Source organism: Enterococcus sp. DIV1726a (assembly GCF_051710985.1).
In the GTDB taxonomy this organism is placed as follows: Bacteria; Bacillota; Bacilli; order Lactobacillales; family Enterococcaceae; genus Enterococcus_B; species Enterococcus_B hirae.
In genome coordinates, this window is the sequence record NZ_JBIOLS010000001.1 from 416,880 (window position 1) to 434,277 (window position 17,398).

Sequence of the window (17,398 nt, forward strand, 5' to 3'; positions counted from 1 at the left end):
AAGTCCCAACTTTTTTCTATTTTTTTACAAGAGGATAGACGGTGGAAATCGTTATTTTTCCATTTTCTTTGATATTGACATGACCTTGGATCTCAAAAAGACCGTTGCTTGCTTTTCCGCTGAATGGTTTATTTCCGGTGCCATTAAAGGTCGTTTCGGAAATGATTTGTTCGACTTCTTGCATGATTTTTTCTGCACCCCAATCATCGGGAAAAACAGTAGAATTAGCTTTCTTGTATTCCCCCGCATATTTTACTTTTGCTTCATAAGGCATACCTTCTGTTACTTTCCCGACTGGTTCGTAGATAATGCCGCTTTCTTTTCTATAAAAATCTGGGTGTCTTGAATGCGCACCTGACAGATTAGGAACACCATCTTTGCCTGGTTTGACCTCACCCGCTAGATGATTGAGAGTTTTTCGTTTAAAATATTTCGTCGGTTGGATCTTTTCTACGATGCCTTTATTTGGGCACCCTTTGAGAAGGATTTCTTCTTCTGCTGCTAAAATGGTTTTGGCTTGTGCTTCTTCGACTTCAACAGCACCGATGAGTTCTCCTCGTTCGACCGTGGTCAATAAGGAACGCATCTCACTCCACGGCAAACACATGGCCACTAAAAGCACATCCAGTGGTTCAATTTTCATCTCAGATTGCTTGATGCGCAATTCGGTATTTTCGTAATTCGGTAGGTTCTTTAAGACGTTGCCACCAATTTCTTCTAAGACATTTACCGTGTCGTCATTTAAGGTTTTAGGTAAGGCGTCGGTTCGTTCCTCGTCATAAAGACCATCAGCTAATGCGTAGTATGTAGCGTAAATACCAAAAAATTTCTGGACTTTCCGTAAAGAATAGATGACTTGTTGGTTATAGCCGATGGTAATTTGTTCCATCGGCACAACGGTTTGTGTCCCGCGATAAACAAATGCGCCCTCTCGATTGAGTACTAAATCCTGCCCATTGGCTTGTGCAACGATTCGGAAGAAATTAGTATAAAATGTTTCTGGAAATTGGCTGATCAGCTGGTCACGTTCCTTGATCATTGCTCCAGTGATGTCTTTTCCTGTCCGATTGACGGTATCGACATCGGTTGGTGGGATCGCACCTATTTGAACGGTTGCATGATTCAAAAAGAACTGTAGTACGGTCTCAGGTGTGTCCATTTGGTTAAGGAAGGTATCAAAATCTGTTTCGATGGCAATATTGATCGTATTAGAACTGTAGTTATTGTAGGTTTGTTTCTCATGATCATAGGCAGTAAATGCAAAAGTAGCATTCACTTGCTTATCGGTCCACATCGAAGGAACAAACGTGATTTCTTGTAATGAGCCGATCCTAGGTGGAATTTTGATGTTCCCGGGGTAGTAATTATTGATCGAATTCTCTAGATAAACTAATAAACTTTGTCCATCAGTTGTTTTTGGTCGAAAAGTCAATTTTTCTTTGGTTTTGATGAGTTGATAGCCTGACAGATCGGGACTGACATTTAAGTAATCGATAAATTGGTTTTGTAAAGCAATCCAGCTAGCCATTTCCATTTTGCTAAATTCGTCTAAATCGGTAGGATTTTCTGGATGATCAATGATTTCGTCAAAAACAGCAAGGGTATGTCGTAACAACTTCTTTTGTGTGAGACGATAAGCTTGACTAAGGGCGGTTTCTTGTGCACCGGGTTTGAGATACGGGGTAGTAAACTCTGCTAAGGTGACCGCTTGAATAATTGGTGCGATCGGTGCAAGATTGAAACGGGTGCTTAACGGTAGGAACGCTGGGCCATACATTAAATCTATGTAGTCATTTAAGATCAAATTATCGAAGACGTTTCGTTGACTCGATAAAGAAGATGGGTCTTTTTCAAATTTGAGTTTTTCTATTTCTGTTATTTTTTGTGGTTCCTCGGGAGACGAAAGCGCATTAGGTAGTGTGAACGTCACTGGTGCTTCTCTACTTGCAGAATGAAGGGTATGATCGGTCGCAAAAGCTATGATACTAGGTGGAAGTATCGTTGTTAGTAAGAGATAGAGGACAAGCCACCAACAGCCCCAAGTTAATTTTTTGTTTTTCATTTTTTATCACTCCTTTGTATTTGGTACCACAAGTGTACAAAACAAAGAAAACGTTTTATTTGAAAATGAATGTTCTCTAACACCTTATTTTTCCAAAAAAAAAGAAAAAAAGTTCTTCTATAATGAGCAAACATGAGCAAGGTGGTGTAAATCATGTGTTTTTACGATGGCTTATAAATAGAAATACTCTTTGACAATAAAAAAAGGCTCTTTTAAAATGCGAAAAACGATTTTAAAAGAGCCTCTTTTTATTGCTCAAGATGAGGGAAATCAACACACCCTCACATGAAACAAATAACTATTCATTTTTTATAAGGAAACTATTGTTAGTGATTCAAGAGTTCGGCTGTTAAACGTTTTGCTGTCGGTGTAACCGCCAAACCACCTTCAGCCGTTTCTTTAAAGATGGCTGGCATCTGACGACCTACTTGATACATCGCTGCGACGACTTCATCTGGTGGGATGACACTTTCGATTCCTGCTAAGGCCATATCTGCCGAGATGAATGCCTGAGAAGAGCCAAGGGCGTTTCTTTTAACACAAGGGACTTCAACGAGGCCTGCGACAGGATCACAAATCAGACCCATCATGTTTTTCAGCGTAATTGCGATAGCTTGGGCTGCTTGATGGGGCGTACCATTTTTTGCACAGACAAGAGCGGCAGCGGCCATTGCACTTGCTGAACCTACTTCTGCTTGGCATCCGCCTTCTGCACCACTGATGGAGGCGTTATTGGCAATGACTAATCCAAAGGCGCCAGCGGTAAAAAGAAACTCAATCTGTTGTTCGTGGGTCAACGACAATCGGTCACGGACAGCCATGAGGACGCCGGGTACAACACCAGCGCTTCCCGCTGTAGGTGTGGCACAAATCAATCCCATTTTTGCATTTACTTCGTTGACAGCAATAGCATTGCGGACTGCTGACAAAATGGTTTCACCACTTAAAAAGTCGGCTTCTTTTAAGTAACGAGCTAGTTTTTGGGCATCACCGCCAGTGATTCCAGTCACAGACGTTACACCTTCGTTTCCTTCAGCGATGGATTGTTCCATGACACTGAGGTTTTTTTCCATGATTGCAATGATTTGTTCTCGTGGACGACCACTCATATCCATTTCAACAGCAATCATTAATTCTGCGACACTAGGATAATTTTCTGCTTGGCGAACCAACTCTTCAATAGAGAAAAACATCTTTCTTCCTCCTTTAATCAAAATAATTAACGCTGTCGATCTTCGGTAATTGCGTTAGTTTACTTATAGTATCATCTACTTGTGGATCATCTACTTCGATAATCATAATGGCATTTTCACCCTTTGATTCTCGTGTAACAGTCATTGTACCGATATTTGTATTTGTTTCTGAAAGGATATTCGTTACTTTAGCAATCATCCCAGGTACATCTTGATGAACGATGATAAAGGTCGGTGTTCCCATGCTTAATGAGATTTTGAAGCCGTTTAATTCCGAGATTTGGATATTTCCGCCACCAATCGAGATACCAGTGACTGAAAGTTTCCGTTTTCCTTTTTTCAACAATAGTTTAACGGAGTTAGGATGCTCTGCTTTTTCACCCTTAGGCACAAAGAGAACTTCCATTCCTGCTTCATAAGCTAACTGCAGTGAATCTGCCAGACGCTCATCATCTGGTTCCATGCCTAACAAACCACCAACTAAGGCGATGTCTGTTCCGTGTCCCCGATAGGTTTTTGCAAATGATTCATAAAGATAGATATCCACAGAATCTGGTTGTTCCCCAAAAATACTACGGACGATTTTGCCGATTCGAGCAGCTCCAGCAGTGTGAGAGCTGCTTGGACCGATCATGACTGGACCAATAATGTCAAAAACACTACGATATCTTAATTCTTTCATTTTTCCACCTCTTTAAAATAGATAAACACCCCAGCAAAAGTAAGTGAACTGTGTATAGCTCACTTACTCGTTTCCTCATCATTTTTGAACCATAAACTACATTAGTTAAATTAGATAAATATTTCACAAGCGTGCATTAATCTAGGAAACACATCAATGATAGCTATGAAAATATATCGAACAATATTTTTATATTTTTAAATAGAAGAAAGCAGAAATTTCTAAATTACTAATGAGTGAGCGGTAGTGATACCTTATGTATTTTCGCTTGTTTTCTTTTCAGCGTAAGTGTATCACAAAAGAAGGAAGATGAGGTGGACTTCCTGTTGATTTTTAGTTTTTTTTTAGAGGTTCAAGCAATAAATTAAACATTTATCAGAAAAAAATCTTGAAAAATAGAATATATTTGCTATACTGTATCAGTGTGCATTGTCATATGCATTATTTTGACTGATAATCGAAGGATTATGAGTGAAAACGTGGGAGGAGAAATATGCATCTCCAATTAACCACATCACGGACTTAAGGAGGTATGTCTCGTGGCAAAGAAAGTAGAAAAAATCGTTAAATTGCAAATTCCTGCAGGTAAAGCAACTCCAGCTCCACCAGTAGGTCCTGCACTAGGTCAAGCGGGTATCAATATCATGGGATTCACTAAAGAATTCAACGCTCGTACAGCTGATCAAGCAGGTTTAATCATTCCGGTTGTTATTTCTGTATACGAAGACCGTTCATTCACATTCGTTACAAAAACACCACCAGCTGCAGTATTATTGAAAAAAGCTGCAAAAATCGATAAAGGTTCAGGCGAACCAAACAAAACTAAAGTTGCTAAAGTTTCTAGCGATCAAGTAAAAGAAATCGCTGAATTAAAAATGGAAGACCTAAACGCAGCTGACATCGAAGCAGCTATGCGCATGGTTGAAGGAACTGCACGAAGCATGGGGATCACTGTAGAATAATCGCTACACCCTAAGAAAGTAGCTTCTCAGTTGGCTCTGTATTGAAAGATATAGAACACGTGGGAGGTACAACCGTTATAACCACAATCAAGGAGGAACCAAAATGGCTAAAAAGAGCAAAAAAATGCAAGACGCATTAAAAAAAGTTGATTCAAGTAAAGTTTATCCTGTTGCCGAGGCTGTAGCTTTAGCAAAAGAAACAAACATTGCAAAATTTGACGCGACTGTTGAAGTTGCATACCGTTTGAACGTAGACCCTAAAAAAGCAGACCAACAAATTCGTGGTGCTGTAGTATTACCAAACGGAACTGGTAAAACACAAACTGTTTTAGTTTTTGCTAAAGGAGACAAAGCAAAAGAAGCTGAAGCAGCTGGTGCAGATTTCGTTGGTGACGACGACATGGTTCAAAAAATCCAAAACGGATGGTTTGACTTTGACGTAGTTGTTGCTACACCTGATATGATGGCAACTGTTGGTCGTCTAGGACGTGTTTTAGGACCTAAAGGCTTAATGCCAAACCCTAAAACAGGTACTGTAACAATGGACGTAACAAAAGCTGTTAACGAAGTAAAAGCTGGTAAAGTTACTTACCGCGTAGACAAAGCTGGAAACATCCATGTACCAATCGGTAAAGTATCATTCGACAATGAAAAATTAGTTGAAAACTTTGCAACAATCCATGATGTATTAGTGAAAGCTAAACCATCAGCAGCTAAAGGTCAATACATGAAAAATATCACAGTTACAACAACATTTGGACCTGGTATCCATGTAGACCAAGCTTCTTTCTAATTCTTGAATTAGAACGTTGATTGATCCAACTGAAAAATAATTCTTGACTCAACTAGTTTAGCATGCTAAGCTAGTTGAGGTTAATAATTAACTTGTACCGAAGACAGTAGGTGGCGTAGCCTTAATTTCCTACCGAGGACGTTTATTGAATACTTTCAATAGTCCCTCTATGTCTACGGTGGCATAGAGTTTTTTATTGTGAATCACTAAGAACGAAGTGAGTAGATGATGAACAATACTTGGTCAATGATCAAGTGTAAAAACTCTTCCATCAAAATTCAGGAGGTGAAACTCAAAAATGAGTGAAGCAATTATCGCAAAAAAAGCAGCAATCGTTGATGAAGTGAGCGAAAAATTTACAGCAGCAGCTTCTGTAGTCGTAGTTGACTACCGTGGTTTAACTGTTGATGAAGTGACTCGTTTACGTAAACAACTTCGTGATGCAAACGTAGAAATGAAAGTTATCAAAAACTCAATCCTTTCACGTGCCGCTAAAAAAGCTGGATTAGAAGGCTTAGACGAAGTATTCACTGGACCTACAGCCGTTGCATTTAGTAACGAAGACGTTGTAGCACCAGCGAAAATCATGGACGAATTTGCTAAAGAAGCAAAAGCATTAGAAATCAAAGGCGGTATCATCGAAGGTAAAGTATCTTCATTGGAAGAAATCACAGCATTGGCAAAATTGCCAAACCGCGAAGGACTTCTATCTATGTTGCTATCTGTACTACAAGCGCCAGTCCGCAACGTGGCTTACGCTGTCAAAGCAGTGGCAGACAAAGAAGATGGAGATGCAGCTTAATAGCCGCATAGCATAAATAAAAATACGAACATCTAAAACGGAGGAAATTATAATGGCAATGAACATTGAAAACATTGTTGCTGAGTTAAAAGAAGCAACTATCCTAGAACTTAACGACTTAGTTAAAGCTATTGAAGAAGAATTTGGCGTATCTGCTGCTGCTCCTGTAGCTGCAGTTGCTGCTGGTGGCGCTGCTGCTGCTGAAGAACAAACAGAATTCACTGTAGAATTAACTGCAGCTGGAGACCAAAAAGTTAAAGTTATCAAAGCAGTTCGTGAAGCAACTGGCTTAGGCTTGAAAGAAGCTAAAGCTGTAGTTGACGGAGCTCCTGCACCAGTTAAAGAAGGCGTATCTAAAGAAGAAGCTGAAGAATTAAAAGCTAAACTTGAAGAAGTTGGCGCATCTGTAACTGTTAAATAATTTTATTTAATGATTCGAGTACCGCAATCCTGTTCACTTAGGATTGCGGTACTTTTTTTGGCTCTTTGTCAAATGATATTGCTATAGAGAAATCTTATAATAACTGGAACAGAAAGAAGAAAAGCTTCTTTTTGTTCTTTCTAATATCATATTCGGTGATTTCTGTATTATCGAAATATTTAAACGTGTTATGTTTGGTATTTTTGTATTGAATATATTTTTCTCCAATAAATTTAGTTTGACTAGGATAAATAGAATTATTTAATTTTTTTATTTTAAAGTAAAAAAATGTTATTTTTTAGAGAAAATAATGTATAAATAATATATAAATAAAGATTTAAAGTTACAAAACATAACATCTTCTATTAAAAAACATAAATTATTTAACAAATTAAATAAAAATGTGTTTTAATGTAGTTAACATAGAAAGCGCTTCCTATGAAAAGAGGTTAAAATAACAGAATATAATATTGGAGGTAAGTTATATGAATATAAAAAAAATAGCGGTGTTATCTTCGGCAACTCTTATGTTAGTTGCAACTTCTGTCTCCCCAGTGCTAGGATTGAGTAGTACTGTATTTGCAGCTGAAATTGGAACAAAAGTTGATAAGATTAATGATTTACCAGAATCCAAGTTATTTACTGATGCGGTTGCAAATAAAAATCCGAAATTTAGTGTAAATGTTTCTTATGATGGTGATACTAAAATCAGTCAGTTGTTAGATGAAAATTTAAATGCTGTAGCTACTGAAATTTCAAACCCTACCACTTCGGAAATTTTAGCCGTGAAAAGAACAGATAAAGAAGTAATTGTTGAAAAAACAATAAAAGGGTATGATGGCAACTATGTTGTAAACACAGAGCATTTTGCGTATGCTACAATTGATGAGAGTACAAATCCTATCAATATTAGTCCAAGATATTATTATACGCCTTGGAGATATACTAATATTGCGGTAGGAACAAATCTTTTTTCATTCCTTACTGATCTTTCAGTAGGAGCAGTAGTTGCATTTACAGCAAATGTTTTTGGTATTACTGCAAAAGCAGCTGATTTGTTACTAGGATATATGGGGGCAAAAGGATTAAGTACTGGAGAGGCTATTGCAGCAGCACTAGATACAAATGGGAACGGTTGGATTGGATTATACGTTCGGGAAATGTGGAATGATTCGCAGACTGTTTTTATTGGAACAGAATATAAAACAATGTAAGTAAGGTGTAATGATGAAAAAGTTCGATTCCAGATATATAATAGGTGTATTTCTTGTATTGTTTATTTTACTAGGAAGTGTAGAATTCATTTTGAAAGGGAATCACTCATTTACTCTCAATGAAATTTATTTTAGAGTACCTATTGTTGTTGTCGGTATGGTTGAGGTGCTACCAAATGATAAAGGTTGGGGAATGTTTCGTGTTCTTTTTCTCGTTTTTTTGAGTGATTATTTATTAAAAAAAATATTCGATCATTTTGGGTTAGAAGAAATAACACTTACATTCATCTCCTATCTAATTATCTTAGGAATCCTTTTGGTTATTTTCTTTGCCAGATTAACGATAAAAAAAGACTTTTTCGAACACATAAAAAAGGAAAATAAATGAACAGAAGAGGCTGTGACAGAAGTGTCTAGCTCTGAGAAATAAGCCGGAGAATCCAAAAATAGCATCCCCTATTTTTGGTGTTCTACGGCTTATTTTCTGATAGAATTTGGAATACCGTGGAAATGAGGTTGTGAGAGTATCGGGTAGCTCCAATGACAATAAGAAAGAATTTTTTGAAACAGCTGCCCATGTTTTGAGATTTTTTGACTTATCGCCTAAGGTCAGCTCTTTGAATACCGTTTACCCGTTTTTAAAGTGATTCCCCAGACTCTTTTTCTCATACTTCTGAATAATTACCAATGTGATAAAAAGCGTAAAATGAATAAAAAAGACTCATAGTTATTTTTGTGATACTCTAATAGAAGATGGATTATTTTAGGCAGGTGAAAAAATGAAAACAAAAAAACTACGTGTTTTCTTAATCATTATTGGACTCCTTTTGATTCTATTTATTGGTTATCGTTTATATTTGGAGTATCAGACGGATATCCAAATGTTTTTGGATCCCAAGACCAGTCGACAAGCATTACTGGATCAGATTCGATCACATGGCTTTCGGACAGCGCTCTTTTTGATATTACTGATCAGCGTGATGTGTGCTGTTCCAGGTATCCCTACTTCTGTCATCGGTGTATTGGTAGGTTTAAGCTATGGTCCGTTGCTAGGAACTTTAATCAATGTCTCTGGTAATGCTTTTGGGAATATGTTATCGATTTTTTTGATGCAACATTTAAAGCTGTTTGATCATTCAAAAAAATCCAATCGCTGGGTAACAGCGATCCGCAATATGAAACATCCCAAAATTGGCGTAATGGTGGGGTACATGGTTCCTGTGATCCCTTCTTCCGTTATCAACTTTGCAGCGATGACGTTAAATCTACAAATTCGTGACATCATTTTATCAATCGTGATTGGCGTGATTCCTTCCTCGATTCTTTATGCTTGTGGAGGCGAAGCGTTATTTCATGGCTATAGTAAGACGGCTTTGTTGTTAGTAGCTAGTGTCCTTATTTTGACACTTCTAGTGGTAATTATTTACAAGGATCGTAGAAAACGACATGTAAAATAATTGATATTATCAATGATTAAAAGAAATATCCCTTTGATTTCGTTCTATACTTTTAAGATTCTTTTTTATTTTAATTTCACGATAACTTATGTTTCATAAAGTAGTAAAACACTGAACTTTCCTATTTCCAATTTTTCTAAGAAGTTGTAAACTAATAAAGGAAATGAGGGAAATAAATGGATAAAAATGAAAAAACGACGTTAACATCTTCACTGATTTTGCTCTTATCAATTACTTGTGGTGTGGTAGTAGCGAATATGTATTATATCCAACCGATCGGTACGAAAGTGGCAACCAGTTTATCGGTTAGCACTAGTGCGATTGGTATTTTGACGATGTTGACTCAACTTGGTTATGCGTTAGGTTTGTTGTTTTTGGTGCCATTAGGGGATGTAGTCGATCGTCCGAAGTTGATTATCCGAATGGCTGCACTCTCTGCGATTTCATTATTAGCGGCCTTTTTTGCACCGTCATTTACATTATTTGCGTGTGCTTCTTTTTTGATCGGCTTATTATCGATCGTGCCCCAAATCATTATTCCCTATGGAGCAGTATTGGCAGGGCCCAAGGCTAGAGGGAAAGTGATGGGGACCTTGTTAAGCGGTTTATTAGTAGGGATCTTACTTTCACGGACGGTTTCGGGCATTGTAGCAAGCCTCTTTTCTTGGCGGATGATTTATCTTTTTGCTTTAGTGTTAGTGGCTATCTTGACCGGATTATTGTATTGGAAAATGCCAAGAACGCAAATAAAAACAACTTCATCTGTATCGTATCTTGATTCCTTAAAAAGTTTACCTTATTTAGTGAAAACACAACGCTTATTGAGAGAAGCGTCTATTAGCGGCTTTTTTATGTTTGGAACTTTTTCGATTTTTTGGTCAACATTGATTTTTTATATCAGTAGTCCGGTGTATCATTGGGGAACATTTGAAGCAGGAATTTTGGCGATTTTTGGACTATCAGGAGCAGTAGCTGCACCGATTGTTGGCCGGTTGTCTGATTCTTATTCCGAGAGAAAGATTGTCGGAATGGGACTTGCGATGCAAACGCTCAGTTTTGTTGCTTTATTAGTTGCAGGGAGTCATTTAGTCGTTTTGTTAGTGGCAATTATTCTGTTAGATGTCGGGAATCAATTTGGGCAAGTGGCAAATCAGACACGAGTACAAGGACTAGGCGAAGCAGCAAGTAATCGGAATAATACAGTATTTATGTTTATGTATTTTATTGGTGGTGCTACTGGTTCATTACTAGGCACAACGATGTGGCAACAATTTGGTTGGCTCGGTGTGACACTTACTGGTTTAGCCTTTCAATTATGTGCCTATATTTGTCAATACATCATTTTTCAAAAGCGGTTGCGATAGAAGTGTCCAACTTGAAAAGTAAGCTGAAGGATTCGAAAGTCGTTTTTCGATTCTTTCGCTTACTTTTTTAATATACTTCTATCCTATTTTATTTGGGAGTTTCTATAACTGATTTCGTGATCAACCGCAGTTATTAGAAAATTTCGTGTAACTTCCAACGAAAAAATAATATGGATACGTTCAATAGTATAAAATCACTTTGTTTAGTACCAGTTATATTATGAAAGATCCAAAAAAATATTCAGTAGACTACTTAGAAATTTTTATATTTAATTTGTATAACATTTTCATATGAAAATGAGTTGTTTCCATAAAAATCTATTCACTTGAAAGATATGTTTTGATAATTTCGTTAAACTGAGTTTAACTTAATTTAGCAAAAGGATTGGAGATGAAAGATATGGAAACAGTAGCAAGAAAAATAGGTAATTCTGTGGGGGCAATTTTCCCGAAGGATATATCTCCAAAAGTGGGAGAATTATTTACTATTTTGAAAGTAGGAGAAGCATATATATTGAAACCTAAGAAAGAAGATATTTTTAAAAACGAAAAGGCTTGGGAAGGTTTTAGAGAATCGATTACAGCCGAAGAATCCGAATGGGATAGCATGAAACTTGAAGGCGAGGAATACTAGATGAAATATCCAAAACAAAAGGATATTATTTGGATTGACTTTGACCCTTCTAAAGGTAAAGAGATAAGAAAGCGTAGACCTGCGTTAGTAGTTAGTAGAGACGTGTTTAATGAGCGTACAGGTTTTTGCTTAGTTTGTCCTATCACTTCTACAAAGAGGAACTTTGCAACATATATTGAAATAAAAGACCCACAGAAAATAGTGGGTGAAGTAGCTACACACCAATTAAATACCACAAGAAATATTGAAAAATTGAACAATGCGATTTGTTGACATGGATTGAAGTGGTGGAAGTGATAGGGATGTTTATTTAGTAGGAGATAACGGGCAAAGTAGTAATTTCCATTTTAGAGAAAGTTAGATTACTCACCGCTTTTACGACGTTGGTTTTGCTAATAATTGACCATGTAGAAAAAAGTAACCATCTTCGAACTTTGGCGAATGAAGATACAATAGACACTTAATAAGACTACCGTTTTTTTTTACGGTTCTAAATTGGGGCGATGTTTACCTGAACACTTAAGAAAAAAGAAAAGATTGTAAAAAACGATGAGTGAAACAGCAATAGCCCCATCCACACAAGGGTTCTTGTGTAGAGGAGACAGGCTGGTGTTAAAGGCTGTACATAATCTATTTTTAGAGAATTTAGTCAATTTTATCCCTCGATTTCAATGACTCGATCGACTAAATCCTGGTAAAATTCTTGTTCATGAGAGACGATGATTACCGTCCCAGGAAAATGCTTGATACCGGTTTGTAAGCTATCTTTTGTTTCATGATCGATATGATTCGTTGGTTCATCAAGAATTAATAAGTTTCCTTGGTTCATCGTGAGTTGTGCCAATTTTACTTTGGTTTGTTCACCACCGCTAAGAGTAGAAAGTGGTTCACTAGCTAGTTGATTGACTAAACCAGATTTGGCTAGTTGTCTTCTTAATTCTTTAACGGTTGCTTTAGGAAACTGTGCGCCTAGATATTGTAAGGGTGTTTCTAAAGGTTTTTCCCAAATGAGATCTTGTGAAAAATAATTGATCGCTGTGTTGTCGGGAAAGTGATATTCGCCGGCTAGTTGTTCGATTTCGCCAATCAAGGTTTTCAAAAGTGTGGATTTACCAATACCGTTAAATCCACGAATCGCCACTTTTTCACCAAAGCGGATGGTTAGGTTGATCGGCGAAAGCAAAGGTCGGTCATACCCAATAACTAAATCGGTCGTTTCAACAGCCAATGTCGTTACGATCGGAGAATAAGGAAAATCAAAGATTGGCTTAGCTGTTGAGGCAGGCGGAGTCAATCGCTCAATTTTATCTAATTGTTTTTGGCGACTTTTTGCCATGGTAGAGCGAGAACCAGCTTTATATTTTCGGATATAAGCTTCGGTTTTTTCGATGTGCTTTTGTTGGGCATGGAATTGGCGTAGATAACTTTCACGGTTTTGTTCTTTTTGTCGTAATGCTTGTTTTAAATGACCCGTATATTTGGTGATTTTACCAAATTCTATGTCAGCGATATGGGTTGTGATTTTATCTAAAAATTCTTGGTCATGAGAAATCACGATATAAGCGCCCTCGAATGATTGTAAAAATTGAGTAAGCCATTGGATATGTTGGTCATCTAAGTGATTGGTTGGTTCATCTAAGATCAGAACATCGGGATTTTCTAAGAGTAATTTTGCCAAAATCACTTTGGAACGTTGACCACCACTCAGTTTTTTTAGAGGAGTGGACAATCCTAAAACGTCAATGCCTAGACCACTACTCATCTCAGCGACCAAGGTATCAATTTGATAGAATACTCCTTGGTCTAATTCTGTTTGAAGCTTTCCCGCTTTTTCGAGTAATGCTTCTTCCGTTGTTTCGCTATATTCTTGATAAAGTTGGGTAATCAATGCTTCTTTTTTAAATTCAGCAGAATAGGCTGTTTTTAAAAATTCTTCGATGGTCAATGTTTCATCCACCGCTACATATTGATCTAAATAGCCTCTATGGATATTTTTTTGCCAATGGACTTGTCCATCATCTGGTAGAATTTCTCCTGTGATGATCTTGATCAACGTACTTTTGCCAGCTCCATTTTGTCCGATCAATCCTAGATGTTCTCCAGCATTGACTTGGAGTTGTACATTTTCATATAAGATTTTATCTCCAAATTGTTGCGTGATATTTGTTAATGTTAAAAGACTCATGTTCTGTTCCTTTCTAATAATGTTATGCATGTTAAGAAGACTAATAGAAGAAAGCAAAACAAATAAAAAAGCTGATCTGAAGTTGTTCAACATACTATAGGATCATTCGACATGATCGAACGAATCTAGGAGAACATGTCAGTTAAAATTTTTAAATAAGTTGCTCGTCTTTTAGAAAATCGTTTCTCAGTTAATGAGAAGTAGCGATTGTTTTCTAAATTTCTTGGTCTTTAATGTTTTAATTATAAAAAACGTATACTAAAAGTATCAGTTTAAAGGACATGCGATAGGTTATCTTATGCAACCTAACATGCAAGGGACAAGATTGTCAAGAAAACGAAAATCGTCGGTTTTGGTCTATACTAATATTGTAAAAAAAGACAAGTCGTGCTATAATTGGGCTATACCAAAAACAAAGGAGTAGTCGTTATGGAAATCATTCGAGTGAAAAATGCTGAAGAGGGCGGAAAAAAAGCTTTTGAAATTATTAAAAAAGGCATGGAAAATGGGGCAAAAGTATTAGGTCTTGCAACAGGTAGTACGCCAATTACTTTATACAAAGAAATGACTTCAAGCGATCTGGATTTCAGTGACATGACTTCTGTAAACTTAGACGAGTACGTTGGACTAGGCGGTTCAGATGATCAAAGTTACCGTCATTTTATGAATAGCCAATTGTTTGATAAAAAACCATTTAAAGAATCATATGTACCAGATGGAAAAGCTGCTGATCTTGAAGCGGCTTGTCAAGAATACGATGAAATCCTTGAACAACATCCAATCGATATCCAAATTCTAGGAATTGGTCAAAATGGACATATCGGATTCAATGAACCTGGTGCACCATTTGATGGCACAACTTCAGTAGTGGACTTAACAGAATCAACGATTAATGCGAATAAACGATTCTTTGAAAAGGCAGAAGATGTTCCAACAAAAGCTGTCTCAATGGGGATTGGTTCGATCTTAAAAGGAAAAGAGATTGTCTTACTTGCTTATGGTGAAAACAAAGCAGATGCAATCAAAGGAATGATTCAAGGACCAATGACCACTGATTTGCCAGCAAGTGCTTTACAAGAACACGACAACGTGATCGTGATTATTGATGATGCAGCAGGAAGCAAACTATAAGAATAAATAAAAATTTTGGGGGGCTGCTCGTTTTCAGCTCCCTTTTTTGATCGAATAAGATTTTTAATCTGTCGCACAAAGCAATGGGGGGATTTGCTTTGTTTGAAGTTGCGAAACATGCTATATTGGTTTGGAGGGGATTTATATGGATGAGATGATCTTATCGGTCCCAGAAATCATCTTACGACTAGGGATTGCATTGATCTTTGGCGGGGCGATTGGATTTGAACGGCAATATAAAAATCGTCCAGCAGGGATGCGGACGCATATTTTAGTATGTATGGGTGCTTGTATCATTGCGTTGATCCAAGTGGAAATTGCAAGTAAAGCGTTACGTGATGCGTTAGAATACCCAGAACTAGTTGGTACGATTCGCTCAGATGAAGCACGTTTGATTGCACAAGTCGTTAGTGGCGTTGGGTTTTTAGGAGCTGGCACGATCATTGTGACGAAACAATCAGTCACCGGGCTAACCACAGCTGCTTCCCTGTGGGCGATTGCAGGACTAGGAATCGCCATTGGTATGGGATTTTATTGGATTGCGATCATTAGTTTTATCGGGATCGTGATTGCATTAACGGTTGTCAAAAAAATTATCCACGTACCAACGACCAAAAAACTAGAAATCCAATATATTCATCGGAAAGAAACCAAAGATTTCTTGACCGAGTATTTTGAACAACGAGGAATTATCATTGAAGACGTAAATTTTGACGTGGATTTCGTGGAGGATTATCGGGTATATAAAAATATTTATACAATTGACTTACCAAAGGACATGACTTATGCAGATGTCATTGAAGAGTTATCTGTCCATAAAAATATCATGAAGCTTCATTTAGTTAGTGTGGCACAATGAAACAATTCCTTTCAGTTGGTAATATAAGGCTTTTCACGCGTTAGTTTTATGAAGAGTCGGTTACAAAAGAAAAAACGCTCATTCGCTAAGAGAGTATTTCCTATTTTAGCCAATGAGCGTTTTTTGGTGTCTTTTTTTGATTTATTTGCATTTGTTTAGATAATGATTTCAGTCATTAAGCTTAGAAGTTTTTTAAATTTGAAAATTAGCTACTAGTAATTAGAAAAAGAAAGAATATTTTTGTAGCTGTTTATCAGAAAAGAGCGCTTTAATTCTAATAAAATGATAAAATGAAAGTATCAAGAGTTGGAGGAGAGGTATGCAAGCAAAGTTTAAAAATTCAAAATTATTATTTTGGACTGTCGAGTTGGTACTGATGATTATTGGGGTATATTTTATTTTACAGATGCCAAATGTCTTTAGTCCAGTGTTAAAAATGTTATCAGCGATTTTATTGCCATTGCTGGTTGCTGGATTTTTCTATTATATGTTTGATCCGGTCGTTGTTTTTTTGGAAAAACGAAAAATCCCAAGGGTTTATGGATACATATTAACGCTAGTTGTTCTAGTCGTACTAGCGGTTTTAGCGATAATGAATGTGATTCCTCAATTGGCAGAACAGACGATCCAGTTGACTAAAAGTTTGCCGATGTATGCGGAAGAGACAAGTAAATGGCTCAATGAATTGGCACAGCGTGAGGAAATCAAAAATTTCAATATTGAAGAACAATTAGCTTCGGCTAATCTTTCGTTGAGTAATTTGTTCAATATTGTATTGGTAAGCTTATCCAGCAGTGTCTCTAAAGTTTTTTCATTTATGATGCAGTTTTTTGTTTTACTGTTTACCGTGCCTTTTATTCTATTATTCATGTTTAAAGACGGACACAAATTTATCGATGCTTTAGCAAAATTCTTTCCACAAGGGATTCGAGGTGAAGTACGTCAAACGGTCAAAGAACTAAATGAGACGTTATCGGCATATATCAGTAGTACGATCGTTGATGCGGTTATCATTGGTATCATGAGTTTTATTGCTATGACCATCTTTAAACAACCATATAGTTTATTGTTAGCTGTATTTTGTGGTATCACCAATATTATTCCATATGTGGGACCTTTTATTGGTGCTGTCCCGGCAGTGATCGTTGGTCTATTTGTTTCACCATTCCAAGCATTATACATGGCGCTTTCGATCCTTGTTATCCAACAATTAGATGGAAATGTAATCAAACCGTTATTATTTGGGAAAAACATGAATATGCATCCATTAACGATTATCTTAGTATTGATCGGTGCTGGCAGTGTTGCAGGGATTCTAGGAATGTTGATTTGTATTCCGGTGTATGCTGTCATTAAAACATTAGTCTTGAATATCAGAAAAATTTACTTATTGCGAAAGTTTGATTCTGGTGTGGAACCAACGATCCAAGAGATAAAAACGAATGGACGTGAAAATTAAAGGTACTATAAAGAAGTAGAAGGTAGCACAACAGTAGTCACTAAGTAATTTTGTACACCATTCATTATTTATTAGAGAGTCTAGGAAAACGTCCTAGACTCTCTTTTTTTGTTAAAATTCTTATGAGTTCCTGGGATTATTTGAAAATGAGTAATTTTTGCCCATAATAAGTTAAAAAAG

General features: G+C 36.9%; 16 protein-coding genes, 1 pseudogene and 1 other annotated feature. Of the genes and pseudogenes, 13 read left to right on the top strand and 4 right to left on the bottom strand.

Annotated features, from left to right (window positions below; genetic code table 11):
- Positions 1 to 16: 16 nt before the first annotated feature.
- The 3 genes from IGJ27_RS01900 to sdaAB all read right to left on the bottom strand — a co-directional run bounded on the left by IGJ27_RS01900 (position 17) and on the right by sdaAB (position 3,937).
- Positions 17 to 2,062 (bottom strand): EndoU domain-containing protein, encoded by a 2,046-nt coding sequence (locus tag IGJ27_RS01900; RefSeq protein ID WP_178306196.1) that lies wholly within the window; start codon positions 2,060 to 2,062, stop codon positions 17 to 19.
- Between the two features lie 326 nt (positions 2,063 to 2,388).
- Entirely contained in the window at positions 2,389 to 3,255 is an 867-nt protein-coding gene (gene sdaAA, locus IGJ27_RS01905) for an L-serine ammonia-lyase, iron-sulfur-dependent, subunit alpha (RefSeq protein ID WP_096709617.1), read from the bottom strand.
- A 13-nt stretch (positions 3,256 to 3,268) separates the two neighbouring features.
- On the bottom strand, positions 3,269 to 3,937 hold the full coding sequence (sdaAB, locus tag IGJ27_RS01910) for an L-serine ammonia-lyase, iron-sulfur-dependent subunit beta (RefSeq protein ID WP_010720152.1): 669 nt from the start codon (positions 3,935 to 3,937) through the stop codon (positions 3,269 to 3,271).
- Positions 3,938 to 4,476: 539 nt separating this feature from the next.
- On the opposite strand from sdaAB, the gene rplK reads away from it, so the two are divergent.
- The 10 genes and pseudogenes from rplK to IGJ27_RS01960 all read left to right on the top strand — a co-directional run bounded on the left by rplK (position 4,477) and on the right by IGJ27_RS01960 (position 11,898).
- Positions 4,477 to 4,899 carry a 50S ribosomal protein L11 gene (gene rplK / locus IGJ27_RS01915; RefSeq protein WP_010720151.1) on the top strand — a complete coding sequence of 141 codons (423 nt, stop codon included), beginning with the start codon at positions 4,477 to 4,479 and terminating at the stop codon, positions 4,897 to 4,899.
- Between the two features lie 103 nt (positions 4,900 to 5,002).
- Positions 5,003 to 5,692, top strand: a complete 690-nt coding sequence (rplA, locus tag IGJ27_RS01920; RefSeq protein ID WP_010720150.1) for a 50S ribosomal protein L1 — start codon at positions 5,003 to 5,005, stop codon at positions 5,690 to 5,692.
- A 79-nt stretch (positions 5,693 to 5,771) separates the two neighbouring features.
- Positions 5,772 to 5,897: a sequence feature (ribosomal protein L10 leader region), on the top strand.
- A gap of 93 nt (positions 5,898 to 5,990) precedes the next feature.
- On the top strand, positions 5,991 to 6,494 hold the full coding sequence (gene rplJ, locus IGJ27_RS01925) for a 50S ribosomal protein L10 (protein WP_010720149.1): 504 nt from the start codon (positions 5,991 to 5,993) through the stop codon (positions 6,492 to 6,494).
- 52 nt (positions 6,495 to 6,546) lie between these two features.
- Positions 6,547 to 6,915, top strand: coding sequence for a 50S ribosomal protein L7/L12 (rplL, locus tag IGJ27_RS01930; protein WP_010720148.1), 369 nt, complete (start codon positions 6,547 to 6,549; stop codon positions 6,913 to 6,915).
- Between the two features lie 485 nt (positions 6,916 to 7,400).
- Positions 7,401 to 8,129: a hypothetical protein gene (locus IGJ27_RS01935; RefSeq protein ID WP_161652239.1), complete on the top strand. Its 729-nt coding sequence runs from the start codon at positions 7,401 to 7,403 to the stop codon at positions 8,127 to 8,129.
- 13 nt (positions 8,130 to 8,142) lie between these two features.
- Entirely contained in the window at positions 8,143 to 8,517 is a 375-nt protein-coding gene (locus IGJ27_RS01940; RefSeq protein WP_178306195.1) for a hypothetical protein, read from the top strand.
- A 391-nt stretch (positions 8,518 to 8,908) separates the two neighbouring features.
- A complete protein-coding gene (locus tag IGJ27_RS01945; RefSeq protein WP_010720092.1) occupies positions 8,909 to 9,586 on the top strand; it encodes a TVP38/TMEM64 family protein in 678 nt (225 codons plus the stop codon).
- Positions 9,587 to 9,762: 176 nt separating this feature from the next.
- The gene (locus IGJ27_RS01950; protein WP_010738461.1) at positions 9,763 to 10,950 is read left to right on the top strand and encodes an MFS transporter; all 1,188 of its coding nucleotides are present in this window, start codon (positions 9,763 to 9,765) and stop codon (positions 10,948 to 10,950) included.
- Between the two features lie 400 nt (positions 10,951 to 11,350).
- Positions 11,351 to 11,584 carry an AbrB/MazE/SpoVT family DNA-binding domain-containing protein gene (locus IGJ27_RS01955; protein ID WP_178306194.1) on the top strand — a complete coding sequence of 78 codons (234 nt, stop codon included), beginning with the start codon at positions 11,351 to 11,353 and terminating at the stop codon, positions 11,582 to 11,584.
- Positions 11,585 to 11,898 (top strand): annotated as a pseudogene (locus IGJ27_RS01960) (type II toxin-antitoxin system PemK/MazF family toxin). It abuts the gene before it with no gap.
- A gap of 341 nt (positions 11,899 to 12,239) precedes the next feature.
- On the opposite strand, the gene IGJ27_RS01965 reads toward IGJ27_RS01960, so the two are convergent.
- Positions 12,240 to 13,769, bottom strand: a complete 1,530-nt coding sequence (locus IGJ27_RS01965) for an ABC-F family ATP-binding cassette domain-containing protein (RefSeq protein ID WP_178306193.1) — start codon at positions 13,767 to 13,769, stop codon at positions 12,240 to 12,242.
- A gap of 429 nt (positions 13,770 to 14,198) precedes the next feature.
- Between IGJ27_RS01965 and IGJ27_RS01970 the strand changes: the two genes are divergently transcribed.
- The 3 genes from IGJ27_RS01970 to IGJ27_RS01980 all read left to right on the top strand — a co-directional run bounded on the left by IGJ27_RS01970 (position 14,199) and on the right by IGJ27_RS01980 (position 17,218).
- Positions 14,199 to 14,900 (top strand): glucosamine-6-phosphate deaminase, encoded by a 702-nt coding sequence (locus IGJ27_RS01970; protein WP_010720087.1) that lies wholly within the window; start codon positions 14,199 to 14,201, stop codon positions 14,898 to 14,900.
- Positions 14,901 to 15,045: 145 nt separating this feature from the next.
- Positions 15,046 to 15,759, top strand: a complete 714-nt coding sequence (locus IGJ27_RS01975) for an MgtC/SapB family protein (RefSeq protein WP_010720086.1) — start codon at positions 15,046 to 15,048, stop codon at positions 15,757 to 15,759.
- Between the two features lie 319 nt (positions 15,760 to 16,078).
- Positions 16,079 to 17,218 carry an AI-2E family transporter gene (locus tag IGJ27_RS01980; protein ID WP_178306192.1) on the top strand — a complete coding sequence of 380 codons (1,140 nt, stop codon included), beginning with the start codon at positions 16,079 to 16,081 and terminating at the stop codon, positions 17,216 to 17,218.
- The last annotated feature ends 180 nt before the right edge of the window (positions 17,219 to 17,398 follow it).